The organism is Paenibacillus sp. FSL R5-0766, from assembly GCF_037971845.1.
In the GTDB taxonomy this organism is placed as follows: Bacteria; Bacillota; Bacilli; order Paenibacillales; family Paenibacillaceae; genus Paenibacillus.
The window spans coordinates 6,024,659-6,051,658 of sequence record NZ_CP150227.1 but is presented as its reverse complement, the minus strand read 5'-3'; the positions used below and the strand labels follow the sequence as shown (position 1 = coordinate 6,051,658).

25 protein-coding genes and 1 riboswitch are annotated in these 27,000 nt (G+C 45.7%); of the genes, 14 read left to right on the top strand and 11 right to left on the bottom strand.

What is annotated here, in order from left to right; all coding sequences use genetic code 11:
• Nucleotide 1 precedes the first annotated feature (1 nt).
• A complete protein-coding gene (locus MKY66_RS26280; RefSeq protein ID WP_076213021.1) occupies nt 2-652 on the bottom strand; it encodes a nitroreductase family protein in 651 nt (216 codons plus the stop codon).
• 129 nt (nt 653-781) lie between these two features.
• On the opposite strand from MKY66_RS26280, the gene MKY66_RS26275 reads away from it, so the two are divergent.
• Entirely contained in the window at nt 782-1,147 is a 366-nt protein-coding gene (locus MKY66_RS26275; protein WP_076213018.1) for a MerR family transcriptional regulator, read from the top strand.
• 43 nt (nt 1,148-1,190) lie between these two features.
• Here MKY66_RS26275 and MKY66_RS26270 read toward each other — a convergent pair whose 3' ends face one another.
• Complete coding sequence (locus MKY66_RS26270; RefSeq protein WP_076213015.1) at nt 1,191-1,865, bottom strand: VOC family protein; 675 nt, start codon at nt 1,863-1,865, stop codon at nt 1,191-1,193.
• Nucleotides 1,866-1,886: 21 nt separating this feature from the next.
• Nucleotides 1,887-2,768, bottom strand: coding sequence for a LysR family transcriptional regulator (locus tag MKY66_RS26265; RefSeq protein WP_083657199.1), 882 nt, complete (start codon nt 2,766-2,768; stop codon nt 1,887-1,889).
• Between the two features lie 170 nt (nt 2,769-2,938).
• Here MKY66_RS26265 and MKY66_RS26260 point away from each other — a divergent pair, with 170 nt between their 5' ends.
• Nucleotides 2,939-4,120, top strand: coding sequence for an MFS transporter (locus tag MKY66_RS26260; protein ID WP_076213012.1), 1,182 nt, complete (start codon nt 2,939-2,941; stop codon nt 4,118-4,120).
• A 38-nt stretch (nt 4,121-4,158) separates the two neighbouring features.
• Here MKY66_RS26260 and MKY66_RS26255 read toward each other — a convergent pair whose 3' ends face one another.
• A complete protein-coding gene (locus MKY66_RS26255) occupies nt 4,159-5,127 on the bottom strand; it encodes a YafY family protein (RefSeq protein ID WP_076213009.1) in 969 nt (322 codons plus the stop codon).
• 86 nt (nt 5,128-5,213) lie between these two features.
• Here MKY66_RS26255 and MKY66_RS26250 point away from each other — a divergent pair, with 86 nt between their 5' ends.
• The 7 genes from MKY66_RS26250 (at nt 5,214) to mmuM (ending at nt 13,951) form a co-directional block, all read left to right on the top strand.
• Nucleotides 5,214-5,657 carry a VOC family protein gene (locus tag MKY66_RS26250; RefSeq protein WP_076213007.1) on the top strand — a complete coding sequence of 148 codons (444 nt, stop codon included), beginning with the start codon at nt 5,214-5,216 and terminating at the stop codon, nt 5,655-5,657.
• Nucleotides 5,658-6,127: 470 nt separating this feature from the next.
• A complete protein-coding gene (locus MKY66_RS26245; protein WP_076213094.1) occupies nt 6,128-7,033 on the top strand; it encodes a PAS domain-containing methyl-accepting chemotaxis protein in 906 nt (301 codons plus the stop codon).
• 149 nt (nt 7,034-7,182) lie between these two features.
• Nucleotides 7,183-8,895 carry a spore germination protein gene (locus MKY66_RS26240; protein ID WP_076213005.1) on the top strand — a complete coding sequence of 571 codons (1,713 nt, stop codon included), beginning with the start codon at nt 7,183-7,185 and terminating at the stop codon, nt 8,893-8,895.
• Nucleotides 8,896-8,929: 34 nt separating this feature from the next.
• Nucleotides 8,930-10,030 carry a GerAB/ArcD/ProY family transporter gene (locus tag MKY66_RS26235; RefSeq protein WP_083657197.1) on the top strand — a complete coding sequence of 367 codons (1,101 nt, stop codon included), beginning with the start codon at nt 8,930-8,932 and terminating at the stop codon, nt 10,028-10,030.
• Nucleotides 10,027-11,229: a Ger(x)C family spore germination protein gene (locus MKY66_RS26230; protein ID WP_076212986.1), complete on the top strand. Its 1,203-nt coding sequence runs from the start codon at nt 10,027-10,029 to the stop codon at nt 11,227-11,229. The genes MKY66_RS26235 and MKY66_RS26230 overlap by 4 nt, the downstream gene beginning before the upstream one ends.
• A gap of 70 nt (nt 11,230-11,299) precedes the next feature.
• Nucleotides 11,300-11,401: riboswitch (SAM riboswitch) on the top strand.
• A 92-nt stretch (nt 11,402-11,493) separates the two neighbouring features.
• Nucleotides 11,494-12,906 (top strand): S-methylmethionine permease, encoded by a 1,413-nt coding sequence (gene mmuP / locus MKY66_RS26225; RefSeq protein ID WP_076212983.1) that lies wholly within the window; start codon nt 11,494-11,496, stop codon nt 12,904-12,906.
• Nucleotides 12,884-13,951 carry a homocysteine S-methyltransferase gene (mmuM, locus tag MKY66_RS26220; protein ID WP_076212980.1) on the top strand — a complete coding sequence of 356 codons (1,068 nt, stop codon included), beginning with the start codon at nt 12,884-12,886 and terminating at the stop codon, nt 13,949-13,951. Before mmuP ends, mmuM begins: the two co-directional genes overlap by 23 nt.
• Before the next feature lie 83 nt (nt 13,952-14,034).
• Here mmuM and MKY66_RS26215 read toward each other — a convergent pair whose 3' ends face one another.
• The 5 genes from MKY66_RS26215 to MKY66_RS26195 form a co-directional block, all read right to left on the bottom strand.
• A complete protein-coding gene (locus MKY66_RS26215) occupies nt 14,035-16,437 on the bottom strand; it encodes an FtsX-like permease family protein (RefSeq protein ID WP_076212977.1) in 2,403 nt (800 codons plus the stop codon).
• Nucleotides 16,438-16,439: 2 nt separating this feature from the next.
• Nucleotides 16,440-17,198 carry an ABC transporter ATP-binding protein gene (locus tag MKY66_RS26210; protein WP_076212975.1) on the bottom strand — a complete coding sequence of 253 codons (759 nt, stop codon included), beginning with the start codon at nt 17,196-17,198 and terminating at the stop codon, nt 16,440-16,442.
• A gap of 103 nt (nt 17,199-17,301) precedes the next feature.
• A complete protein-coding gene (locus tag MKY66_RS26205) occupies nt 17,302-18,744 on the bottom strand; it encodes an ATP-binding protein (protein ID WP_076212972.1) in 1,443 nt (480 codons plus the stop codon).
• A gap of 20 nt (nt 18,745-18,764) precedes the next feature.
• A complete protein-coding gene (locus MKY66_RS26200; protein WP_076212969.1) occupies nt 18,765-19,466 on the bottom strand; it encodes a response regulator transcription factor in 702 nt (233 codons plus the stop codon).
• Nucleotides 19,467-19,702: 236 nt separating this feature from the next.
• Entirely contained in the window at nt 19,703-20,533 is an 831-nt protein-coding gene (locus MKY66_RS26195) for an AraC family transcriptional regulator (protein WP_076212966.1), read from the bottom strand.
• A 198-nt stretch (nt 20,534-20,731) separates the two neighbouring features.
• On the opposite strand from MKY66_RS26195, the gene MKY66_RS26190 reads away from it, so the two are divergent.
• Both MKY66_RS26190 and MKY66_RS26185 read left to right on the top strand, forming a co-directional pair.
• Nucleotides 20,732-21,508, top strand: a complete 777-nt coding sequence (locus MKY66_RS26190; protein ID WP_076212963.1) for a sugar phosphate isomerase/epimerase — start codon at nt 20,732-20,734, stop codon at nt 21,506-21,508.
• A 55-nt stretch (nt 21,509-21,563) separates the two neighbouring features.
• On the top strand, nt 21,564-22,583 hold the full coding sequence (locus MKY66_RS26185) for a Gfo/Idh/MocA family oxidoreductase (RefSeq protein ID WP_076212960.1): 1,020 nt from the start codon (nt 21,564-21,566) through the stop codon (nt 22,581-22,583).
• Nucleotides 22,584-22,709: 126 nt separating this feature from the next.
• On the opposite strand, the gene MKY66_RS26180 is transcribed toward MKY66_RS26185, so the two are convergent.
• Together MKY66_RS26180 and MKY66_RS26175 are read right to left on the bottom strand one after the other, a co-directional pair.
• Nucleotides 22,710-23,657 carry an aldo/keto reductase gene (locus MKY66_RS26180; RefSeq protein ID WP_076212957.1) on the bottom strand — a complete coding sequence of 316 codons (948 nt, stop codon included), beginning with the start codon at nt 23,655-23,657 and terminating at the stop codon, nt 22,710-22,712.
• A gap of 20 nt (nt 23,658-23,677) precedes the next feature.
• Entirely contained in the window at nt 23,678-24,682 is a 1,005-nt protein-coding gene (locus MKY66_RS26175) for a Gfo/Idh/MocA family oxidoreductase (RefSeq protein ID WP_076212955.1), read from the bottom strand.
• A 118-nt stretch (nt 24,683-24,800) separates the two neighbouring features.
• Here MKY66_RS26175 and MKY66_RS26170 point away from each other — a divergent pair, with 118 nt between their 5' ends.
• The 3 genes from MKY66_RS26170 (at nt 24,801) to MKY66_RS26160 (ending at nt 26,818) form a co-directional block, all read left to right on the top strand.
• Nucleotides 24,801-25,640 (top strand): helix-turn-helix domain-containing protein, encoded by an 840-nt coding sequence (locus MKY66_RS26170; RefSeq protein WP_076212953.1) that lies wholly within the window; start codon nt 24,801-24,803, stop codon nt 25,638-25,640.
• A 106-nt stretch (nt 25,641-25,746) separates the two neighbouring features.
• Nucleotides 25,747-26,154: an Rrf2 family transcriptional regulator gene (locus MKY66_RS26165; RefSeq protein WP_017692155.1), complete on the top strand. Its 408-nt coding sequence runs from the start codon at nt 25,747-25,749 to the stop codon at nt 26,152-26,154.
• Nucleotides 26,155-26,368: 214 nt separating this feature from the next.
• A complete protein-coding gene (locus MKY66_RS26160) occupies nt 26,369-26,818 on the top strand; it encodes a nuclear transport factor 2 family protein (RefSeq protein ID WP_076212951.1) in 450 nt (149 codons plus the stop codon).
• Nucleotides 26,819-27,000: the final 182 nt, after the last annotated feature.

Below are 27,000 nucleotides of genomic sequence, written 5' to 3'. Positions count from 1 at the left end.
ATTATGCCCAAGTTGTAATCGTTTCAACCGGGAGACGATAGGAAGGATAGCCTTCTTTGGCTGCTTTCCCTATGGAGATCAACATGACGGGCTGGAACCGTTCTTTATCCAGGCCGAACGCTTCGGCGATCTGACCTTTGTCATAACCGGCCATAGGGTTGGTATCATAACCATGAGCACGGGCAACGAGCATGAGTTGCATGGATATGAGGCCTGAGTCAATGAGGTTCATATCACGCAATTCGGATGCGTTTATGTTCGCATAATAAGGTTTTACCTGCTGCATCTGCATATCCATGATGTCTTGGGGCATGTACCCAAGTTCCACTGATTTGCTGAAAATCTCTTCCATGTATTCAACGTTGTTGGCATCGTAAAACACGGCAATGACAGCGGAAGACGTTAGTGCCTGTGTCTGGTTAAAAGAGGCCAGTGGTGCAAGCTTCTCTTTGCCTTCGGCACTGTCGATAACAAGAAAACGCCAAGGTTGCATGTTAATGGCCGAAGGGGCACGTGAAGCTTTCGCCAGTATTTCGGTCATCTCCTCGCGGCTGATCTTCACTTCAGGGTCGTAGGCTTTAACGGAATGGCGCTCCAAGACGATGTTATCAAAATCATTTGTTTTGTTGAATTGACCGGTAATTGTGTTCATATTGAAATCTCTCCTCATATCTATATTGGTGAGAGTAGGGTATAAATTATATCTCCATCTGTCTCACTATGAGGATTGTAAACTATGAAGTATACTTTATAGCAAGAAGAAGAAACGGGGGAAATCCATATGAAGATTAGTGAAGTAGCGAACCATGTAAACCTTCCGATATCCACGATTCGTTACTACGAGAAAATAGGTATTATCCCCGATGAACATATGCTGAGAGATCATAATAACTATCGAATATATGCGCAGAGCATTATTCAGCATCTGGAAGTGGTCAAACAATGTTTAGCTGTTGGTTTTACGATCCATGAGATCCAATCTATGATCTCTAAACATGGGTTTTCAAGTAATGATCAAGCGAGCATTATCCAAGGGAAAATATCAGAAATTGAAGAAATACAAAAACAATTAGAGAATTCCAAACAAAATCTGTATGAAATTCTTAAATCGGATATCACGTGTGAGGATGGTTTTGGTAAGTATTAAGCTGGAAGTCCCTCTATAGGTTTTCATTCAGTACGTTCTTACATCATATCGATTCAATCGAGTACATATCGTCCTGTATACGCAGACTACCTGGCTGCCCAGTTTCAACTTTTACCTCCGTGGCAAATACACCAGGCATACGTCCGTCTGGGAACCAGGGCTTCTGTTTATCAATGACAATAAACATGCCTTCTGCATCACCCGTGGGGGAGAATTGTTTTCCGTCTCCGGCAAATGGTTCAAGTTGATAATGCCTATTCAATGTGCTCATCATCTCAGGAACATCATCGACGGGCAGACCGATTTCACTAATACATAACAGATGCTTCGCTTCAAAAGCTTCATCGACTGCGTTATCGAGTGAATGGTGAGCGATAAATTCCATCAAGTTGCCGCTTGGATCATAAAAATAGAAGGCTGTTGCATCCCAGTAAGGGAAATAAAATTCATCCTGTCCATCTTTCGAGAGCAATGGAATGTTACGGTCTTGAGCCCACCTTTTTGCATCAGCAAGTTTATTCGTTGGAATCGTAAACGCTACATGATAGTAGGGCTTCTCTTGTTCTGGCGCCTTCTTGAAAGATAGGACCGAGTTCCCCGCACGGAATGAAACGCATGTTGCATTATCCTCCACAAGATTCAATTCCAGTAGTGTACTGTAAAACTCTTTTATGGCCTCGACCTGATGTGTCAACAAACCAACTTCTCTTATTTTCATTTCAAAATCCACCTTTTAATCTCACCTTTGATTGAAATACTCGATTGTTTTCTCAATAAATGCCTTGGCCGATTGCGTCAGGTAACGGTCGGACCGATGGATGATCTCAAAGTGCCGGTATGGCGGATCGTCTGTAATTCGGATGCAACGTAGCGTGGGCTCATTCATGGCTTGGATCAGAGGATAAGGCAACAGTGTTCCTCCGACGTTGGCTTTGACCAAGCTAATGATGGAGGTTGCAGAACTGGTCTCCATGATGGTATTTAGGGTGAATCCATATTTACGGCAATAGCCGTCGACCAATTCTCTGCCTGTAAATCCTTCGGGAAACATCACCGTTTGGATATCACGCAGCTCCTGAATTTCAATTGTGCTTCGTTCAGCCCAATCATGATTCTCGGAAACGACGAGTACATATTCTTCACTGCACAAAGGAATACGTACAAGCCGCCTATCAGGGGCAGACGTGATCTCGATGCCGATGTCGACTTCATTTTCCAACACTTGATTTACGACATAGATCGAAGAGATAACTTTCAATTGCACTTTGGGGAATCGGGCATGAAAATCTACGAGCAGCGGAGTGATACGGTAATCCAAATCGGATGGAAGAACACCAATCACCAATCGTCCCCGCTGATCATTCCGAAATTCAGCCAACGCATCTTGGGTATTCTGTAAATGCCGGATCATCTGTACACAGTGCTCCAGAAACAGAGTGCCTGCCTGGGTCATCACAATCTTTTTGCCGACACGGTCAAACAAAGGAACACCAAGTTCATCCTCCAATCCACGTATCTGTTGACTCAACGTAGGTTGAGATATGCCAAGTTTCTCCGCTGCCCGTGTAAAATGAAGCTCCTCACACACTGTAATAAAGTTTTCCATTTGACGAATCTCCATGAATTCACCTCTAATCATTGGTTTTAGTAATCATTTTAATAGAAACAATAGTATTGTTCAATCATTATAATGATCCTATACTTAATTCGTGCACCACCCGAAGATCTCTGTCATTAACAAATGGGATCTTTGGTGAAGGCAACGAGACTACTCCCATGAGGTGATTCATAATGAAACTTTTTTATATTGTATTGGCGCTTATTCTGGCTTCACTGAACTTAAGACCGCCGATTACTTCCATTTCTCCTCTGATGAGTACCATACAGAATGATCTGGGTTTGAGCGGCATGACCGCCAGTCTGTTAACTACACTACCGGTATTATGTATGGGCATATTCGCTCCATTCTCTGTAAGACTAAGTAGAAGGTGGGGGAATGAAGGAGCCATTGTGCTGGCTTTAATCCTCATCGGGATAGGTACGGGTTTACGATTGTTCGTAGGCGCAACTCCGTTGATGATGTTCACTTCTTTTCTGTCAGGTGTAGGGATTGCATTGGCAGGGCCACTGTTGTCCAGCTTCATAAAGCAGTATTTTCCTAACCGAGTGGCAGCCATGGTCGGCATCTACTCTACAGCAATGGTGATGGGGGCCAGCATTAGTGTGGGATTATCGGTTCCGCTTCAGCAGACGTTGGGTGGATCTTGGAGAGGTTCTTTGGCTACATGGGCATTACTCGCAGCCATTGCATTGCCGATCTGGTTAAAATTAGCTTGGTCTGCGCGTACAGAGAGACAATCCGGACAAACTTCGGCTGTCATTCATGCCCCACTTCCGGTGAAGAACAGGCGTGCATGGGTGCTGACACTGTTCTTCGGACTGATGGCCGCGATCTTCTATTCATTAACCACCTGGCTTCCGCCAGCCATTCAAAGCCATGGATATAGCCAAGAGACTGCTGGCAACATCCAAACGTTATTTACATTGATATCACTGCCCTCAACGTTATTCATTCCCATGCTTATACACCGATACCAAAGGCGTGTCTTCTGGCTTGTTGGATGTGCGATGTTGGAGTTAACAGGTGTCCTGATGCTGAATCTCTCTGTCAGTCCGTGGCTCGCGGCGATCCCGCTCGGTATTGGTGCAGGGGGACTGTTCCCGATTGCACTCATGTTGCCGATTGATGAGACAAACAATGCTCAGGAAGCTAGCAGCTGGTCGGCTATGACTCAATCTGGTGGTTACATTCTTGGAGCACTTGGGCCGCTGGCGATTGGTTGGCTCCGCGATCTAACAGGCAGCTTTGTGCAAGCATTTTATGGCTTGGCTATCATCATCGTGTTGCAGATTATCGTTCAAGTTGCTATTGGCAATAAAAAAAGTTTAAAAGTTAGCCAGGAGCAGAGCTAAAAGGCATGTAAAGTAAAATGGCTATAGAATTATGATCTTTATACATGATCCAACAAGTCCAGATAGTACTGCCTTAATGCTTTCTGTAAGATGACGGGCTCCATAATCTTAATCGATTTACCATAGCCCGCAAGATATCTCACTATGAAATCAAGCTCGTGAGGTTCATACGAACCGACAAGATACATGTGTCCCATTTTCTCGATGATCTGCATAGATGGGAAATGTTCTTGCTGGAATAGCTCCATCCCGGCTTCGTCAATCAGGCATTTGAATGGAATTGCTTGTTCCGATGGTTTCCATAGAGACTGGGCATCCTGTGAATAGCGTTCATTTACATGAGTTAGAGGTTCAATCTCCGTTGTTTCGGTTGAAGTGATGCGGTCGCAGCGGAATACACGGTAGGCCTGTTTATGCAGATCATACGCCTGGCAATACCAATAGCCTTTCTTGGCATAAAGCGCGATGGGTTGAATGGTGCGGATATTGGTGTTTGCAGAAGATGGCCTTTGATCAGAGGATCTACGCTGATTAGCGTACGTAATCTGGATCACTATATTCTGAACAGCAGCCATCAGCAGAAACTCCAAATGTGCACTGTCGCGGATCTGCTCGGTATGTTGGAAGTAAACCCGGTGTTGGATATTCTCAATATCCTGTCGTTGCTTGTCGGATAACGCGCTCATAAATTTCTCATGAATGGTCCGGAAAGAGACTTGAAAGGGTAAGCTGGAGAAGCTGCGGAGAGCCTGCATCGCAAAATAAAGGGCATGAAGCTCACCCGTATTAAACGAAATGGGAGGCAGTTGCATCTGTTGCAACAGTCGATATCCGCCGTAGCGTCCATATTCGACATAGATGGGCGCACCTAACTCTTCCAATGAAGCGATATCTCTTAACGCAGTTCGTTTGGAGATCTGGAACTCCTGCATGAGATCTTGCAGGGTGAACTGTTGTTTTTGATTAATAAAGCGCAGCATCTGGTTCATACGTTCTGATTTTTTCATATCAAACCTCTTAATGGTGCCATAGATTGGCACCTTTCGTTGTTATAGTGATAAGTGTAATCCAATAGGAACAAGGAGGCAATATAATGAATTTTGAAGTGATACCATTTTTGTCGATGAACGGGGATGCGGCGGCAGCCATTGCTTTTTATGAGGAGTTTCTGGGCGCCAAGGTGATATTCAAGAAAAGTTATAAAGAGATGAAGGAGATGAACCCGGGCTTCGAGTACCCTGCCGGTCAAGATGAGTATATTACACATTCGGTGCTGGAGATCGGGGTTAACAAGGTCATGATTGCGGAAGAAGCAATGGACACGGAGAGAGCTTGGCAGCTGGGGAACAGCACGTCACTATGTATTCAATCCAAGGACAAAGATACAATCGATCAACTGTATCATTCTCTGATACAACATGAGGGTGTCAAGGTACTAGTACCGTATGAACAAAATGAATTCAGCCCAGGATACGGTATTGTACGGGACCCATTTGGCATTGCGATTCAGCTGTGTGTCACTGTGCACGATTTTTAAAATGAGTTCAGGCCCCCGGTTAAGCACTCGGTATGTAAACCTGTAACTAACTTAAAAACATCAAAAAAGAAGAGCCATGAATATCATGCGCTCTTCTTTTTTCGGTTTCTATACAAGGTCGTTCAGTTTGGCAGTGTATAAAGGCGCTAAACAGTTACTACTAAACAGAAATTATGTTACAAATACGTTACAAGTGCAGAAGAGTATCCTTTTTTGCCTTATGTTACGATACGTATAAGTAGATACAGAGATATTTTACGGATAATATAAGTTATAACATCTCTTTTCTGGACGATTTTCTATGAAAAAAATAAACGACAACAGGTGATCCAAAATGCTGCAAATCGGGTATCAATAGTAGAGCCATCTAGAACCTGATGGATACATATGTTGTTATGATTGATTTTTGCTAGTTAAAGGCTGTCTATTATGGAATGAACTGTGGGGGTTATCAAGTGTCTATATTAGATATGGAAAAGAAAGATGTTGTCACCGATGCAATGGTCATCAAGGCGATGGAGAAAAGTCTTGCTATCATTCGATTCGATCTGGATCGCCGGGTAACCTACGTGAATGAAGTCTTTGCCCAGACGATGGGATATACGGTAGATGAGATGTACGGCATGAAGCATCAGCAATTATGCTTCGGTCAATTTGCAAATACCCCAGACTACGACGCTTTTTGGAATAGCATATTTAATGGTGTCAGCTTCCAGGACAAGGTTGAACGCAAGGATGCAAAGGGGAATTCCGTATGGCTTGAGGCGACATATATGCCGGTGTACGATGAGACGAATCAGAAGATACTGGGTGTCTCCAAAATCGCCACCAACATTACCAACCGTCAGAACAACATTTCGGTCGTAGTGAATGAGTTAAAAACGATGTCTCATGAACTAAATGGGCAGGCAGATGTAGGCATTGAACGGAGCCAGGAATTAATGTCCAGTATCTCCTATATCTCAGAGGTGTCGACTTCTAACCGTGCAACGCTGACTCATTTGCAGGAACAGGCCGGATCAATTCAGGGCGTGGTACGAACGATACGCGAGATTTCGTCTCAGACGCAACTGCTCGCGTTGAATGCTGCCATTGAGGCTGCACATGCAGGAGAATTTGGACGAGGATTCGATATCGTGGCCAAGGAAGTTAAGAAACTATCCGCAATGGTGGAGAGTTCGATTAATGAGATTCGTGATAGCGTTACCGGAATAACAAAGGAGATTGGTAATATCACAGGTGGTACCAAAAAAGTAGAAGAATATGTCGAGCAGAGCCAGAAGCAGATTGAGATCGCTCTGAATGATTTTACAGCAATTGCTGCATCGGCTCACTTGTTGGATGCCAAAGCGGAGCATGTGACCAAAATCGTATAAGAATATATAGTAATAGCGGTTCCTTACACAGGAACCGTTTTTTTTGTCGTTCAGTACACAAAAAAACGGGAATTATTGTGATCAAACGGGGACACAATACTTGGGAATACCTGCAGCTTCATCATGCAGAGAAATGTTGGGGTGGGAACATGTGGTCAACAATTGTATCCTACGTGCCGGATTGGACCATATGGGTTCAGGCATTCTTGGTCCTTATCATACCGATCGGCATTACAGTAACCATGCGGTGGATCAATGCCGCCATTAAGCGTGGAACCTTCTCTCGTTCCGAGAAACCCTCCATATCCTCGAAAGATATTTCTCCTGCTACCGCGGGTCAGGGTCAGGGAACCGAAACAGGCCAATATGCCAATATTAAATTAACCGGCAAGTACAATACGGATCTGACCAGTGTAAGAGAAAGCTTTGGTCAAAATGCTGATGTGCACATTCGGGAATTTACCATTAGAGGTACCAATACAAGGGCAGCTGTCATATATACCGAAGGCCTGGTAGATCAAGACTTAATCGATGATCACCTGATTACACCGTTAATGTTGGAAGGCGTTCCAGAGCTTAAGCGGGAGGGGTTCCTGCATCCGGATAATGCGCATTTACTGTCGGCCTACCTGCAAGAGCAATTACTACCTGTCAGTCTGGTTGAGGAGACCAAGTCCCTCCAAGAGGTCGCAGTTGGCGTGCTTTTTGGCAAAAATGCACTGTTGGTCGATGGATTGCCGGGGGCTCTGTTAATTGGAGCTCATAAGATCAAAACACGTGGTGTGAATGAACCGGTGTCAGAGGGGTTGCTCCGTGGCCCCCGAATTGGTTTTACTGAACAGTTAAGTGATAACACAGGTATTTTACGCCGGTATGGTAGTGATCAGAGCCTCTTTATTCAGAAGTATGAAGTAGGTTCACGGATCAAGAAAGATTTGGCTGTTGCCTATATTCAGGATATTGCTGATCCTAATCTCGTGGCGGAAGTCCAAAAGCGAATTGAAGAGATGGATATGGATTCCATGTTGGAATCTGGGTATGTTGAACAGCTCATCGAAGACAATACGCTCAGTCCGTTTCAACAAGTGTTGAATACAGAAAGACCAGACCGGGTGATGGGTGCTTTACTGGAAGGGCGAGTGGCTATTTTATTGGATGGGACGCCATTTGTCTTAATTGTGCCAGTGTCGTTTAGCATGTTGCTCCAATCTCCCGAGGATTATTATGAACGATGGATTCCTGGAACATTCCTGCGAATGCTGCGCTTTATGTCCGCCATGCTGGCCTTGCTCGCTCCTGCGCTCTATATCTCGTTTATCTCGTTCCATCCGGGACTTATCCCAACCAAGCTGGTATTGACGATCATTGAAACGCGGACCGGAGTGCCGTTTCCTTCAATCATCGAAGTACTGATCATGGAACTTTCGATCGAGATATTGAGGGAGGCTGGCATTCGTTTACCTAAGCCGATTGCACCCTCGCTAGGTATCGTTGGAGGTCTGATTATCGGCCAGGCGGCCGTACAGGCAGGAATTATAAGCCAATTCCTGGTCATCGTTGTTGCGGTTACCGCCATATCCTCCTTTACGATCCCTGTCTATAGTGCCGGCATCACACTGCGAATTCTGCGATTTGCTGCCATGTTTAGCGCGGCTATACTCGGATTGTTTGGCGTGGTTATGTTCTTTCTCCTTATATGTACCCATCTGGCGAGGCTCTCGAGCTTTGGCGTACCTTATGTTGCACCAGCCGTTCCTTATCACTTTGGGGAATGGAAGGATTTCTTTATCCGTGCTCCGCTAAATATGATGAGGAAACGTCCCGAGATGTCTAATCCAATAGATAAAGACCGCAAAAAATAAATCAAGCAAATCACGAGGTATGAGGTGGGATGAAGTGAACGGTTCCGAAGGAAATATTAGCACAAGGCAGGCCGTCGTAGTTATTGTAAATTACATGCTTGGCGCTGGGATCCTGACCCTCCCTCGAACGACGAGTAAAGCTGTCGGAACGCCAGATGTCTGGATATCCATCATTCTGTCTGGACTGATTATCACGGGTGTCGGAATTATTCTGGTTACCCTGTGTCGCAGATTTCCGGAGAAAACAGTGTTCCAGTTCACCCGTGAAATTACGGGGAGCTGGATTGCTTACATATTGGGATTCGCCATGATTATGTACTTTATGGTGATTGCTGCATTCGAAATCAGGGTCATGGCTGAAGTGACAGGCATGTATTTACTAGAGCGTACTCCGACATGGGCCATTGTGATGGTGTTTATGTGGATTGGCATATATTTGATCTCTGGTGGACTTGCTGTTATTGTGCGTGTATTTGAGATTATTTTGCCGATTACACTGATTATATTTGTGATTGAAATTTTGCTTAGTAATCAGTTATTTGAGATCGGCAATCTGAGACCCGTACTCGGCGAGGGTATCACGCCCATTCTCAAAGGGTTGAAACCTTCGCTGCTGGCTTACACGGGGTACGAAGTCATGTTTGTCATGACTGCTTATATGAAAAACCCCAAAAAGAGCAATGTAGCCATGAGCTGGGGCATCATCATATCGACTATGATTTATCTGATTACTGTTGTGATGGTTGTAGGCAGTCTGTCACTCGACGGCATCAAAACACGTACTTGGCCCACGCTGGATCTCGTAAGAAGCTTTGAGATTCAAGGTTTAATCTTTGAGCGTTTCGAATCCTTGCTATTGGTCATCTGGATTATGCAGATCTTCTCCAGCTTCACGATCACACACTATTGTGCTTCGGTAGGAATTCGGGATTTGTTTCGTACGAAGAAGATCAAGGTCATTATGTACGCCCTTCTGCCATTGATATATCTAACGGCATTGATGCCGAAAACCGTGGACGAAACCTTTGCACTGGGTGATATGTTGGGCAACTCATCCGTGATTTTATTTGCTACTTTACCTTTGTTGCTGCTGATTATAAGTCTGATACGCAAAAAAGGAGGCAAACATGCATGATTCGTTTTTTTATGCTTTTACGTGTAGCCTTTGCTTTGTCGGTCCTTCTGTTAATATCCGGATGCTGGAGCAGTAGGGAGATCGAGGAACTAAGTGTCTATGTTGGTCTCGGGATCGATATCGCTAAAGAAACAGAATTTGAAAAGGACATCGCTGCTCAGGGAGGAAGGTATCCAAAGAATAATTATATAACGGCTACGGTGCAGATTGCTCCGGGCAGTTCCAACAGTAAACAGAGCGGCCAATCCGGTTCACCTGCTTCTGGAAAGACGTCCTATTCCAATGAACAGCTCACTGGAGATTCCTTGCTGCAAATCTTTCGTCAGTTTGCACTAAGGCGAGATCGTCCACTTATCGGACATCATCTAAAGGTCATCGTTGTCTCTAAGGATATTGCCAAAAAGTATGGTCTGGATCAGATACTGGATTTTGTCCTTCGGGATAACGATATTCGTCCAAATTGTCTGGTGCTGATTAGCCATCATCGCGCTATTGATGTACTGACTTCAGATGATCCTTCCCAGATTCCAGCATTTTATCTTACAGGAATTACCGGTAATTCGTACTTGTCCAATAAAATCCTGGACCCTGTTTTGCTCTCCAAATTAGATGCACAAATGCAATCTGGTTCCAGCTTCTTGCTCCAAAATGTACTGAACTTCAACGGAGAGGACAAATTCTCCGGTGCCAGTATCTTTAATGGGAAAACGACCAAATTCATCGGTGAACTCAGCCAAACGGATCTAGAAGGGCTATCGTGGATCAGACCTAAAGAAAAAGGAGGCATCTTGAAGACATATAATAAAGCAGGATTCACTGTTGTATATGAAATGAAGAAGAAAAAAACAAAAATAATTCCAAAAGTGGTTGGCGATGATATTTCATTCCATGTGAAGACCGAATCCGAAGGCTGGTTGATGGAAGATTGGCGTTCGCCCGAAAGAGAGGAAAAAGGGGATTATCTTAGAGAACTAGAAAAAGAATTTGCTGAACTGGCCGAACAACAGATTCGCCAAGTGTTATACAAACTGCAGCATACTTATAAAGTAGATGTTGCGGATTTTCGGGATAGCCTGCGTATCAAGGAACCTAAGACATGGAAAAGAGTCAAAGACGATTGGGATAACATTTTTAGTACCGTGCCAATCACGTACGATGTGAAGATTACCATCACCAATCCGGGGTCTTCCACCGAATAGCGATGTGTTTCTTTTATGATTTAAATGTTGACACATTCATGATAGATCGCTATATTAGTAAAAAATCATTTTCTTATCCAGAGAGGTGGAGGGACTGGCCCTTAGAAACCTCAGCAACAGATCTGAAGGATACTGTGCTAATTCCAGCGGGTGAAAGCCTGATAGATAGGAGCGTTTGTTTTTATTTGTCAGTAACGGCGCACTCTTTAGGCAGAGTGGGTCTTTTTTGTTTTTTCTGGATGAAGAAGTAGGGGAGCAGCAGGTATGGAGAACAACAACGACAAAGGCCATTTTCAGCGGAAAATGCAGGCACGGCATGTGGTCATGCTCTCTCTCGGAGGAGTTATTGGAACGGGATTATTCCTCAGCTCAGGTTACACCATTCAGCAAGCGGGACCACTGGGAACCATTTTGTCCTATCTGATCGGAGCCATCGTTGTATATCTGGTGATGCTCTGTCTAGGTGAACTGTCTGTTCATATGCCAGAGACGGGAGCATTTCATAGTTATGCTGCCAAATATATCGGACCGGCAACAGGTTACACGGTAGCTTGGTTGTACTGGTTAACCTGGACTGTTGCGCTTGGCTCCGAATTCACAGCCGCCGGATTGCTGATGCAGCGCTGGTTCCCATCGGTGAACGTATGGATATGGAGCGCGGTTTTTGCACTGATGATCTTTCTGTTTAACGCTTTAACGGTGAAATTATTTGCGGAATCCGAGTTCTGGTTCTCATCTGTAAAAGTAGTGACTATCGTAATCTTCATTATTATCGGTGGCGCAGCCATGTTTGGGTTCATTCCCATGGCGGATGCTGAACCGGCTCCATTTCTATCGAATATTACCGCATCCGGGTGGTTCCCTCATGGGGCTACAGCGATATTGATGACCATGCTTGCTGTAAACTTTGCCTTCTCAGGCACCGAGTTAATCGGCATTGCCGCGGGTGAGACGGAGAACCCGGAAAAGACGATACCAAAGGCTATTCATACAACGCTGTGGCGTTTGGTTATTTTCTTCATCGGAACGATTATTATCTTGTCGGCCTTGCTACCCATGTCGGATGCCAGTGTACTGGAAAGTCCGTTTGTAGCGGTAATGGAACGGGTGGGCGTACCTTATGCAGCAGATATTATGAACTTTGTTATTCTGACGGCGATTCTCTCTGCTGCCAATTCAGGCCTATATGCATCTTCACGGATGCTCTGGTCTCTGGCTGACAAAAAAACGATCTCTCCGTGGTTTGCCAAATTGACCAAAAGCGGGGTACCCCTGAATGCACTTCTGATCAGTATGGTAGGTGGTGCGCTGGCCTTGCTGTCCAGCATCATTGCGCCAGGTACGGTGTATATTACGCTGGTTTCCATTTCAGGTCTGGCTGTCGTTGCGGTATGGATGAGCATAAGCGCTTCCCAATACATGTTCCGCAGACAATATATCCGGGAAGGCCATGCGGTCAAAGATCTGGTCTACCGCACACCACTCTATCCGGTGGTACCGATTGTTTCATTTATATTATGCCTGGCTTCATGCATAGGTATTGCTTTTGACCCGACGCAGCGAATTGCGCTGTATTGTGGGGTTCCGTTTATCGCAGTATGTTACGCTGCTTATTATCTGACAGAACGTGTGAATAAGAAAAGAGGACAAGTACATGACGCAAGCACAACAGACTAACCCGATAGAACAGATCCTTCGTGAACATCCGGTCATGATTCTGGATGGAGCGTTGGCAACGGAACTCGAACAGCATGGATGTGATCTGGATGATCCACTATGGTCTGCTCGTGTGTTGCTTGAGAATCCGGATGTTATTGTTCAGGTTCATGCAGATTATTTTCGAGCAGGAGCCGATTGTGCGATTACATCCAGTTATCAGGCAACGGTGGATGGTTTCAGCAAGAGAGGAATTGGAGAGCAGGAAGCGTTGGATCTGATCCGCAAGACGGTGGAACTGGCTGCACAGGCGAGAGATGAGGTGTGGGCAGAAGTGCAGAGTAGACTAGTAGGGAGAGAAAGCTCGACAGGTCAGCTTGTAGAAGCTCCTTCGGTACGTTCCGAGGCCGTGGAGAATGAGGAGCATTTAACAGAACGTACAGGGGATCGCGAAGCAGACAGTCTTCGTCCACGTCCAATTATTGCTGGGTCCGTTGGACCGTACGGCGCCTATCTGGCGGATGGTTCTGAGTATGTGGGTCATTACGGCGTGTCGGATGAGACGCTTGCCGCATTTCACCGTCCGCGTATGGCGGCGCTGCTTGAAGCGGGTGCTGATATTCTGGCGTTTGAGACCATTCCATCCTTGCAGGAAGCACAGGTGCTGGTTGATTTACTGAAGGAGTTTCCTCATGCGTATGCCTGGTTATCTTTTTCTTTAAAAGACGGGACAAGCATCAGCGAAGGTACACCGCTTGAGGTATGTGCACAGAAGTTTGGCTCCGAGCCGCAGATTGCGGCGATTGGCCTGAATTGTGCTCCGATGGAAGTGGTGACGGAAGCAGTGGGCATTTTGAGCCGTGCGAGCGACAAACCTGTTATTGTGTATCCGAACTCGGGAGAAGTATACGATGCAGTGACGAAGACGTGGAGTGGACAGGGTACTTGTGGCAGCATGAGGGACGCATCGGAGCAGTGGGTTGCTGCGGGCGCGCAGATTATTGGCGGCTGTTGCCGCACTACGCCACATCAGATTGGTGCACTTGCGAAGAAGTGGCGGAAATAGTTCATATCATGATAATAAGCCCTTCCACATCCTATAGAGGTGTGGAAGGGCTTGTTTTATTGTGTTAAGGCATCCTTATTACATTATTCGATAACCAGCATACGTGGCGATGCTTCCCGAATGATTCTTGAAGAGAACCATGAGCCAAGACTGGCTGCAATGATGCTTAGACAGGTGAACAGTACCATTCCACCCCAATGCAGGATCAGTGGAAGTTGTACGATACCATAACCGGAAAGGATCATTTCGAGTAGAAGAGGCAGCAGATATACGCCGACGAAAATACCCAGTATGGCTCCCACGGAGGACAGTATGAACATTCCCATGGTGAGCGACAACCGGATTTGGCGAGATGTCATTCCCAGCGATTTGTATATTCCGTACGTTCTGCTTTCTTTACGAATATTGATTCTACAGGTACTGAAAATAATGATGAACGTCACAGTGATAAACAGCAATCCAATCAGGCTCATCGGATAGATCAGGATGTTCGCGGCTTCCGCGTAAACCGAATCAAGCAATGTCTTCTGAGTGACTACTGAAGCAAAATCTTTAAATTGCTCATTTAATTCCGAGGCAACCTTACCCACTTGTGCCATATCGTTCACATTGATGAAGATAACATCAAATGCACTATAACCGGGGTTCACACTTCTCATGGCATCAATGGTGATTCTGCCTGAAACAGACATGTTGGCGATCGCTTGATAGATGCCTGTGATGAGGAATGTACGCTTTTCTCCTTCAATATAGATATCGATAAGATCACCGAGATCTTTATTTGATGTTTTGGCTACACTTACACCAATGGCAATTTCATTCGCATGTTGTGGGTTAACCCCTTTTAACGTTTCGAATCCAAGTTCCTGATAACTCCCGTCCAGTACACTCAAGTTGAGACTGATGGATTGGCCCTCTACTGATGCCAAAGACTCCGGGCTAATTACACCCGTTGTGTTCCCTTGCCAGCCTGCATTACTAATCCGTGTATCCTCTTCTAACGTTTGTTTCAATTCAGTCTTTGGAAAGGTACCTTTGTTCACGACTACTGCTGCGATATTGGAATTGTCATATCCCCATTTAGCTGCGGTCTGTTCAATTCCGGTTATACTGGTCAGCAGAACATAACCTAGAACAAGTACGGAGGAAGCCATGGTGGTTAGCAGGAGTGTTAGAACAGAGCTTTTGGTGTTTTTGAACACATGTCGGAATCCAAGCACGGTGGTCACAGGCAGTCGTGTAAATCCGATCCAGTGCGCCCATGGCGAATTCATTTTCCCAGCCATCCGGCTGTGATCTGTCTCCGACATACCATAACGAATAGCCTGCACGGGCTGTATGCTGCGTGCCTTTCTGGCAGATAACACAGTGAACAGAATCACTAGAGCAAATAGTAGTACGCCGGCCAGTATGGCCGCATCCAATCCTTGGACTGGAATGTTCTGATTCCCCACTCGAAGAGAGGATACAGAAATATTAATGATCCATTTGGATATCCATATACTGAGTGCAAGTCCTGGGATAATGGCTACGATGGATAACAATGCATATTGAATAACATAGGTGCCTATCGTTTTTCGGGAAGTCAGACCTAGTGATTTGAGGATTCCTATCGTTCTGTAATTGGCCAGGATGGCATCTGCAATCGTAAACCCGATGGTCATCAAAGCGATGGAGAGCATGACAACACCCATGAATATCATGATGAATCCAATAACCTGATTGATGATCAGATAGAAAGAGGCAATCGCCTCGAACTCCATTTTGGATTCCAGAAACGGAATACCTGTCTCACGATTGTATCGTTCCCAATACACCGAATTCATGCTGTAATCGTTAAAATGGATGCCCATCATACGATTCTCGTTGCCAGTAAGTGTAGCGAGATCATGTTGATAATCGGTAGGATTCATCCAGACCCGTGCTGTATTGGAGAAGGGTGCCCCGTATGGTACATCGATCACAATACCCGATACATTCAATTCGAGTGTGCTTGAGCCGGTTTTGAAGCCAATGGTATCACCTACCGAAATATGATAGGTAGTTGCCATGGACGTTGGAATCCAGACGGAGCCTTGTTCGGGCACTGTGTCGGGCGTTCCACTTGAGAAAATTAGTTCATCCACACCCCAGGGCGGTGGAGGCGTATTAAACATGTACAGGTAGATGTTAGGGATGTGAGTTTCATTCAAAATGATGCCTGACAATGTACGATACGTTAGCAAAGGGGACACCTGAACTCCATCCTGAGAAGCCCACCAGTTGTGCACAGCGTCAGGGTCATTGAGCCCTTTTTCAAACGTCAGGATCTGATGAGATCCATGAGTTCGGGTATGCATTTCATAAAACTGATTGCCTGTGTTCGCCAGAATGACAATAGCTGTAGATACAAGAAGTGTCGAGAGAAGCAGGAGCAGCGCAATCAGCGCATTTTGTATTTTGTTCCTACTCAGATACGACAAGCTAAGTTTAAACATGACCGCCATCGTTATTCCTTCCCCGTAACCAAAGCGAAGATAATCGCTTCACGATCCTGAATTTGATGTTCGTCATAGGTGTCGAACTCAAGGATTCCGCCAATCTTGCCGTCCAAAATGTAGATCAGGCGATCAGCCCGACAGGCGGCCTTGATATCATGCGTCACCATAACAACGGACTGTCCTTTCTGGTTGAGATCCGTAAGGATATCGAGAACAGCTGTGCCGTGTTCCATATTCAAGCTTCCGGTCGGTTCATCCGCAAAAATGATATCCGGCGAATTGATCAAAGCCCGTGCAATGGCAGCTCGCTGCTGCTGTCCTCCGGAAGTTTGGGAGGGGAGGCGGTTACGCTGTCCATCGATATCCATGGCATTCATCAGCTCAGCAGCGCGGGATTGGATGTCCTTCGTTTTGTTTCCAGCGATATATCCCGGTAAAGCAATGTTCTCTTTGATGGAAAGGTCTGGGACGAGATTGATGCTCTGATAGATATAACCAATCCGGCGGGTGCGGAAGTCGGACATTGCCCGTTCACTGTAAGCGTCAATCCGCTGGTCGCGAAAATAGACCTCACCTGCTGTGATCTGGTCCAGTCCGCTTAGCAGATATAAGAGGGTTGATTTGCCAGAGCCAGAGTTACCCATGATGACCGTGAATTCTCCTTCATAGATGTCGAGATCAACATTACGGATGGCATGATATTGTTGACTTCCGCTGTTGTACGTTTTGCACAGATTCTGTGCACGGATAATCACTTTTTTGGACAAGTCGAATCACTCCCGAGTGCAGTATAGGATTCATTCTAGAGGAGGGATGTTGAGGAAGCCTTATCAAATTATGAATAAAGTATTACAGCTGTGTAGTGTGGGCTCAGCAGATCGGCAGATAGAACCGGAAGGTTGTACCTTGTCCTTCTTTACTAGTAAAGGAAATATGGCCTCCATGTGCTTCAATAATGCTTTGGCAGATGGAGAGACCCAGCCCTGTACCTTCCTGAACACGTTGTTCTGCATGGCTCGCCTGGCCTCTGAAGTAACGCTGGAAAACAAACGGCATGTCCTGTACACGTATTCCCTGACCCGAATCGGCAATCGTCACTTTCAAGTGCCCGGATTCCAGTTCCATATCAATACGTATCGTGTCTCCTGGAGCTGTATGCTTGAGGGCATTGGCGGCAAGATTGGAGATCACCTGTTCAATTCGAGTGGGGTCGATAGCGATTAACACATTGGGGATGTAATTGGGTTCTTTATAGATAAGCCCCTTTGTTAGGACAACATGTTCAATCGGTTTCAACATCGTCTCCAGTATAGGCCCGCTGTACATTTCATGGGTTTCCACCGAAATTTGCCCCAATTCCTGAAGTGCATGAACCAGCAGATCCTCCACAAGGCGTGCCGTTTTATCCGTATGGGTTCGCATGACTCTCATATATTCCATCAGCGTCTCCTGATCGTTGCATAGTCCTTCCTCAATAGCTTCTATGTATGCTTTTATTGTTGTAATTGGTGTTTTAATATCATGAGATATATTGGTGATGAGTTCTTTTTGTGCTTGTTCCTGCTGAATACGCTGCTCGCTCATATGTTTAATCTCCGTACGCATGAGATCAAACATGGCATATACTTCGAGCAATTCATCGTTCCGGTTGTACTGGATTTTTTCTTCATAATTGCCTTTAAGCATGGATTCCGCATGTTGCTTCAATTGATGGATGGGAGAGAGCAGGTGTTTGTCCAGTTTTCGTTTCATCCAGAATAGAAATAAGCTCAGAATCAGTGACAGGAGCATGAGTGCGCTAATCAATATAACCGGAAAAGTCATCGATTGCTGAACCGTAACCATGGCTTGGGGGATGGAAAAGATAGCATTGCCGATCTGACTTCCCATCGGTCCGTCCATCACGGGAAACGCAATATCAAGCAAATCGTTACCGTCCGCGGCCTGCGTGGCATGATGCAGATCATAATGGAGAGCTGAACGCAGATTAACTTGCGTTCCTTCAGAGGTGGGGTCGGAGGACAGAATGACTTTTCCATCCAAGTTTAGATAGGTAAGCAGAACCCCGGTATCTCTGGCGGCAGAACGTATGTCTTCACGAATAATTTGTTCATTGAGATGCTGATGATTTTGCTCCAAAGTGAGTAAGATCGGATTGACCTTGAGTCGAACCTGATTCAGGGAAAGATTGGATTCGCCTGAATTTCGATCTTGTAACAGCATCAGCGACAGTGCAAGGATACTTGAAACGATAATTATGAGAAGCCCAAGTGTTGTTAACAACCATCGTCTGGACCAGCTGTTCAATGACATGTGGGAGCCTCCAATCTCACTTATTCGTAATTGAATTTGTAACCGACACCCCATACGGTCTTCAGAACGGTCGGATGCGAGGCATCTGCCTCGATTTTTTCACGCAGTCTGCGAATGTATACGGTTACGGTATTTTCATCACCGTAGGTTGCATATCCCCAGATGGCGTCGAGCAACTGGGCTTTGGAGAATACCTGATTCTTGTGGCTTGCCAGATAATGAAGTAATTGGAATTCCTTGGCAGACAGAGAAACTTCCGATCCGTCTAAGGTAACTTTATAGGCTTTTTTATCAATCACCAGGTTTCCAAGATGCAGAAGATCTGTTCTGTCTCCAACGGATGTCATGCTGTCATAACGCCTGAAGTGGGCATTAATTCGTGCTAACAGTTCGCTCAGCGAGAAGGGCTTGGTCATATAGTCGTCTGCTCCAAAGCCAAGACCAAGTACCTTATCGGTATCACTGCCTCTGGCACTTAGAATGAGTATGGGGATATTGTTGCGCCGTCTGATCTCTCGACAGACCTCGATCCCGTCCATGTCCGGAAGCATGATATCCAGAATGATGTAGTCTGGTTGAATAAGCTCCATAATCTGAAGTCCATCTTGTCCAGTGGCTGCCACGGCTGCTTCATATTGATTTTTGGTTAAATAATCTCGCAGAATGCGCGAAATATCGGATTCATCCTCGATGATGAGGACTTTGCGCTGGTGGATTAGCATATGTATCGCTCCAGTATGATAGATGGGAATTCAATGAGATATATGAATTAGGTAAGGTGACAGTCTTTATAATTGTACAGTCTTGTTCTGTTGGAGTCACATGAAAAAATATTAAAGTGTACTTCATTCTTATATAAAACGTTCTGACTTCCAGTCGTACTGAGAGTTGATCATAGTTCAATGTATTAAAATAACCCATGAACCTCTTTAAGGTCATGGGTTTCTGATACTGAACATCATACATGCTCCAGATCATCGATAGGCTCATGCTGCTTGGATTTGAGATACTCCGCCGGAGACACACCGAAGTGCGCCCGGAATACCCGGTGGAAATAGGAGTAGCTTGCAAAACCGCAGGATTCCGCAATATGCTCCAGTGTCATTTCACTGTATTTCATTCGTTCCAGCGCTGCATTCAGACGGATCTCAATCGCATATTGAATCATGGTCTGATTGTAGTGCTCCTTAAATAAACGGACTGCACGTGACAGACTGAGTCCTGCATAACGTGCCGCTTCATCAAGCTTGAACGTAACCGTGGCATGCTCCTCAATAAAACGTTTTAACTTTAGCGCAGAGGAAACTGCCCGATCGGTCTGAATATTCTCTTTAATTGCCCGGTCGATATAAAGACATAATCCGCGCAGTAACGCATCCTTTAGCTCTGCATTTTCCTCAAGAGGTCCGCGACGTTTCTCAAGTAACATATTTCTCCACAGGCTGATGAGCTTGTCATCCAGTCCAATTCGGCTCACGGTAGATCGATGCTGCTTTTTCCACCAGTTCTCGATCCAGCTGCCCTCGCAGAACAAATAATAATCTCCGCTGGACAAACGTCCCTCCTTATGCGGTTCATCTACAACGAGATGATAATCGTCACCAGGCTTTAAGAGCAGCAAGTCCCCGCTCGTCATCCTGAATTCCTCATCCTGTACATACACTTTGCACGAGCCTTCGGTCTGCAGACGGAACAGATAGGTTTGCAGCTCGCCCTTCATATTATGAGTGAACGCTTTATAGTGGTATGAGTAGTCACAGATCAGTACAGATGTCTCTAACGTATCCAAAGATAAAATCCCCCAATATGTACATCCTGCATGTATTCAAATGGGCTACATTCGATTGATGCAAAATGATGGAAATAAAATTTGATCAGATAGTTCATGTTCTGACTATATTGTATATGTTCATTCTAGCCTGTTTTGCGTTAGGATGATACCAGATAGAGCAATGAAAGCAAATTTGAGAACAGAGGTGTATCCTACATGAAAAAACTTAATATTGGTTTGCAATTGTTTACACTCCGTGATGAAACTGCAGCAGATTTTCGTGGTACGTTGCGTAAGGTAGCGGCCCTTGGATATGAAGGTGTGGAGTTTGCCGGATATGGCGATATTCCAGCTGAGGAAATGAAAGCGCTACTAGATGAACTTGGACTGAAAGGATTCAGCAGCCACGTTTCACTACATGCGATGCGTGAAGACTTGCAGAAACAAATCGATTACTTGAAAACAATTGGTGCACAATATATCATTTGCCCTTACCTGATGCCAGAAGATCGTCCTGAGAATGCAGAAGGTTGGACCAAGCTATTCGCTGAGTTACAACAATATGGAGCTGAAGCAGCGAAACAAGGGTTGATCTTCGGATACCATAACCATGACTTTGAATTCCATGGTCAGGTTGGCGATTCCAATGCCTTTGATGCCATGTTTGCTCAAACATCACCGGAAGCAGTAAAAGTTGAAATGGACGTATGTTGGGTACAATTTGCGGGACAAAATCCGATCGAGTATATTAATAAATATGCGGGTCGCTTGCCGCTGCTTCATCTGAAGGACTTCAGCAAAGACGAACAGGGCCAGATGAAAACACTGGAATTGGGACAAGGTTCGGTTGACCTGCCAGCTGTTATTGAAGGCGCTACGAATGCAGGCGTGGAATGGCTGATCGTGGAACAAGACGTATGTCAGAACCCTCCGCTTGAGAGCGTATCCAACAGCTACAACTGGTTGAAAGAAAACTACCTGAATCAATTCTAATGGACCATCGAACCATGAAAAATGTGAATCTATTTGTCAAAGGAGACTTATGTACATGAGTAAAATTAAAGTTGCTGTATTCGGCTGTGGAGCCATTGCCGAGCGCAGACATATTCCAGAGTACGCTGCCAATGAGAACGTAGAACTTGTCGCTTTTGCCGATCCGGTTGTGGAGCGTGCGGAGAAGATGGCCGAGACTTACGGCGGTAAAGCGTATTCCAGTTACGAAGAATTGCTTGCAAACGAAACAGTGGATGCCGTTAGTGTGTGTACACCAAACTATCTGCATGCGCCAATGGCGATTGCTGCTGCAAATGCAGGCAAGCATGTATTGGTTGAGAAACCAATGGCAGTATCCACTGAAGAAGGCGAGCAAATGATCGAAGCTGCCAAGAAAAATGGCGTGTATTTGATGGTTGGACACAACCAGCGTTTGATGCCTCCTCACGTAAAAGCAAAAGAAATTCTCGACTCCGGCAAACTCGGTAAAGTCCTGAATTTCCGTACATCATTTGGTCACCCGGGTCCGGAAGGATGGAGTGTGGACGGAGCTGAAAGCTGGTTCTTCCGTAAAGAAGAAGCGATTATGGGCGCTATGGGCGACCTGGGCGTGCACAAATCCGACTTCATCCGTTATTTGCTGAATGATGAAGTATCTGAAGTGGCTGGTTTCATCAGCACACTGCACAAGGAAGGTACTAAAGTTGACGATAACGCAACTTGTTTGCTGCGTATGAAGAGCGGAGCGATCGGAACGCTCGTAGCAAGCTGGACTCAATACAGAGCTGGAGACAACAGTACAGTGCTGTGGTGCGAGAATGGTGTTATGAAGATCGGAACAGTGGAAGGCGATGAAGTTATCGTTGAACTGACCAATGGTACAGTTGAGACGTACAAAGTTGGTGCCATGGCTACCAATGAGAAACAAGTACCGAGTGGTGTCATTGACGCATTTGTAGAGTCAATTGTAACGCAAACACCTCCAGCGATTTCCGGAGAAGAGGGATTACGTTCCCTGCAAGTGATCCTGGCAGCATTCGAATCCGAGAAAACAGGTCAGATCGTTAAACTGTAATCCAACCGAATGACAGTGCAATTTCTAACATTCTATATGGCTTAATCTATGATATAAAGGACTTACCTTCAGAGATGTGCTCTGGGGTAAGTCCTTCTGTATTTGTTGATGAATGATTAATTTTCTTTAGATGCCAGCCGGTACATCGCTGCCCAGATCCAGCCATGTTATTTCAGCAGGAGTCAGCGTGATGCGGGAACCTTCGTCACAGGACAGCAGCTCCGCCTGATTCTGGGCTCCGATCAGCGCACAGGTTGGGAACGTTTGATTCAATACATAAGCGAGTGCAATTTGAATGGGTGATGTTTTCTTCGAATTAGCCAATTGTTCAGCCCGACGCAACCGTTCCCAGTTGCCATCACTGTAGAATACACGCACCAGATCTTCGTTATCCCGAACTTCAGGTGTGAATCTTCCAGTGAAGAAACCACGTGCTTGGGAGGACCAGGATAGCAAGGGCAGCTTGGATTGCTCATGCCATGCCAGCGTCTCTGCATCTGCTGAAACACAGCCTTCCCAGAAAGGCTCGTTGGCTTTGGCGAGACTTAGATTCGGACTGCTGAAGGTGAAGCCCTTCAAGCCATTCGCCGCAGCGTAAGCATTGGCTTCCTCGAGCCGCTGCCAGGTCCAGTTGGAGGCGCCAATTGCGCCGATTTTACCGGATTCAATATGTTCGTTCAGTGCTTCAAGAATGACACTGACAGGGGTATTGGGATCATCCCGGTGCAATGCATACATCTCTACGTGATCTGTCTGAAGACGCTCCAGACTTTCCATCAAGTCACTGCGGATGGCATCAGCGTTCACACGTGGTCCATTCTGGTCATGATGCGCACCTTTGGTGAGAATGACGATCTGGTCGCGGTTACCACGTTCCTTCATGTAACGACCAAGGACTTCTTCACTCTGTCCACCACAATAGATATGTGCTGTATCTACAGTGTTACCGCCAATCGACAGAAAAGCATCCATGTTCGTAGCTGCTTTATCGTAGGCATTATGCACGAAATAATCGGTTCCTTTAATCAATCTGGAGACACGTTTACCTGCACCAGCAATTTCGATATATTCCATAAGTCAGTTCATCCTCTCAATTATAGTGTAATTCGTGTACGTTCTTCCGCTGAACGAAGGCAAGCTTCCAGTACTTTCATATTAGCTACCGCATCGGAAGGGGCGAAGCGCAGATCCTTGCCCTGAAGTACAGCACGTGCCATATCATCTCCCTGTAGAGAGTAGTGGTTCACTTGCGGAACTTCAATCTCTCTGCGTTCACCACCAGCCGTTACATAGAAGTTGGAACTGCGGCCCTGTCCGCTGATATATGCCGAAGGGACTTCAATAATCCCGTCGGATCCCAATACCTCCAGCGTGTTGCGGAATGCTGCCCACATGCTGCTGTCAAACGTCACGCCAACGTGATTATCGAATTCCAGCAGTCCGGAAGCCATCATATCGACTTGATCATGCTGTGGGGAGAACATGCCAATAACGGTAACTGCACTTGGTTCTTGACCAAGCAGCAGACGTGCTACGCTGATGGAATAACATCCGATATCATACAGTGCACCTCCACCCCACTCTTTCCGAAAGCGGACATTGCCGGATGCATTGGAGTTATTAAATGAAAATGTGCTGTGCATACCACGAATCTCACCAATCTCACCGCTGGCAATGATATCCCGGATCTGCTCATATCGTGGATGATGGCGGTACATGAATGCTTCAGCCAGATGCACACCTGCATCTGCACAAGCTCGAACCATCTCCTGAGCTTCCTGCGCTGTCAGAGCCATTGGTTTTTCACACAAAATATGTTTGCCTGCTTCAGCAGCACGGATCGTCCATTCCCGATGCAGATGATTCGGCAGTGGGATATATACCGCATCAATGGAATCATCCGCGAGCAAAGCTTCATAACTGCCATAAGCCTTGTCGATCCCGAGTTGATCAGCCGTCTGCTTGGCTTTATCTTCGTCCCGACTGGCAATCGCGGTTACTTCATTCAACTCGGATTGCTGCAAGCCTGGAATGACGGATTCCACAGCAATGCTAGCGCTACCAAGAATGCCCCAACGCAATTTTTGAACTGAATTCATGTGTTGTATCCTCCTGTGTATGAATGTATATTGTGATTATAAAGAATAGACCAATGAAATAAAATGATAATATATTGAAGTTAGTTAACACAATATTGTTGATCAAGGAGAACCGGCTATGATGAGACAAACCGTATTGCTTACCCTGCAGGATATTCCATATTTTTGTTATCCCGAGTCCGTTGGACATTATATGGACCACGTCCAGCATGCCGTGTTGCGTGAGGCTGGCGCACTGAACAACTTTAATATTCACTACGTCGCTTCGGGCAAGGGATATGTGGAAGTGGACGGGGTGGTGCATGAGCTTCGTGCAGGTCAGGCGTTTCTCTATTTCCCGCAGCAGCGGCAGCATTATTATAGTAGTGAAGATGATCCATGGGATGTGCGATGGCTTCATTTTTACGGTGAACGTCTGCATGATTATATGATCGAGCGGGGGTTACATCGCAATCTATTGTGGACACTGCGGCAACGCAGCTCTTGGGAAGAGGCTCATCTGGCCTTGCTCACTGAGGCGGAACAGAACACGATGCTGCGTCCGGCTCAGCTATCCACACTGACCTATGCCGTACTCGCCGAGTTCGTGCAGCATGCAGTACCTTTAAAGAGCACACGTACCACAAGTAAGGCGGAGAGTCGGGTTCTTGCACTTCTTCCACAGATGCAGCAGGAGGCCTGTCAACCTTTCCTGTTACAGGACTGGGCGGATCTTGCAGGTGTGAGTTCGTATTACTTTTGCAAAATGTTCAAGAGTGCTGTGGAGATGACGCCCATGGAATTTATCACTCGTTCACGACTACAGATGGCAAAGCAATGGTTACTCGAACGGCCTACGGCCAACATTGGACAAATCGCGGAGGAAGCGGGGTATCCCAATGCCAGTTATTTTAACCGCCAGTTCATGGCCCATGAGGGGATGACACCTACGGATTACCGCGGATTGTATCACAATTAACCGGTATCCTTTCGTTTTTGCCAGCGCTTGAGGCATAGTGGTTTGACAGAGAGCTCAATCAAGTCTATTATGGATAAATTAAATCCGTATATAATGAGGTGCCCTCATGAAATATTCAAAAGCGACAAATTATGCTTTGCATACGATGCTTCATCTTGTAAGTACTGCCCCTGAGCAGCTGGTTAGTGTACACCAACTTGCAGAATTGCAGAAGGTATCACCAACGTATCTGTCCAAAATTTTGACCAAATTGGTTAAGGCGGGCATGATCGAATCGACTTCTGGCGCCAATGGTGGCTACCGGCTTAGTCGTAAAAATCCTGATCCTTCTTTCCTGGAGATCATTCATGCGATTGAAGGTCAGGCGTCCCTGTTCGAATGTTCCCAGAATCATAACGCAGGCTGTTTGATCCAGCAGGTGATGGTGCAGGCGGAAGAAGAGATGGAAAGTTTTTTGAACAATAAAAAAATGTCGGAACTGGCTTCCCAGATGAAGGGTGCACATTCCCTGTAACTTGCAGATAGAAGTGAAGCTTCAATGGACGCTGTTACCCTCGTCTGGCACATAGGTTTATCCAGATCTTTCCCCAACCTCGTGAGAGGTAAGGAAAGATTTTTTGTATCGTTGTACCTAATAGAAGCCGAATGGTACAATAAGGAAGGTATAGTATGCATACATACATGATCCTAATCTTACATCACATTTTACATCTCTGGAGGGACAACACATGAGCCAATCAACGATCACAGGACTGGAACAATTGCTCGCGCTGGAAAACATTCGGAATACCAAGGCACGTTATTGCCGCTATATTGATACAAAACAGTGGGATACCTTGGGTGATGTGTTTGCTCCGGATGCAGTGGCCGATTTCAGCACAGAAGGCAATCCAATTCCGGTATTAACAGGCCGTGATACGATCGTACAAGTATTCCGTGATCTGGTGGATGTGGCCGTAACCGTGCATCATGTTCATAGCGCCGAAGTTGAATTTGTATCCGAGAACGAAGCAAAGGTCATCTCCCCAATGGAAGATTGGGTCACGTTCCCGGAGGGCAATGAGAATAAATCCTTCCACGGATTTGGGCACTACCACGAAACTTTTGTCAAAATTGACGGCCAGTGGTACATCAAACATACAAGTCTGAAACGTCTTCGTTTGGACCTGCTTGAATAGGATAAGGATGGATAAAGATCACTTACAGAGGTTCGGTGCTGTAAGTGATTTTTTGGTTACCATGGAGACGAGTATTGTTCCGAAATTCGATATCAGACAAAATGTGAGTGCTTTATGTGAATTGTAAGATTATTTTACATAAAATTGAATTAATAGCATTGACGTTCCAAAAGTCATGGGTT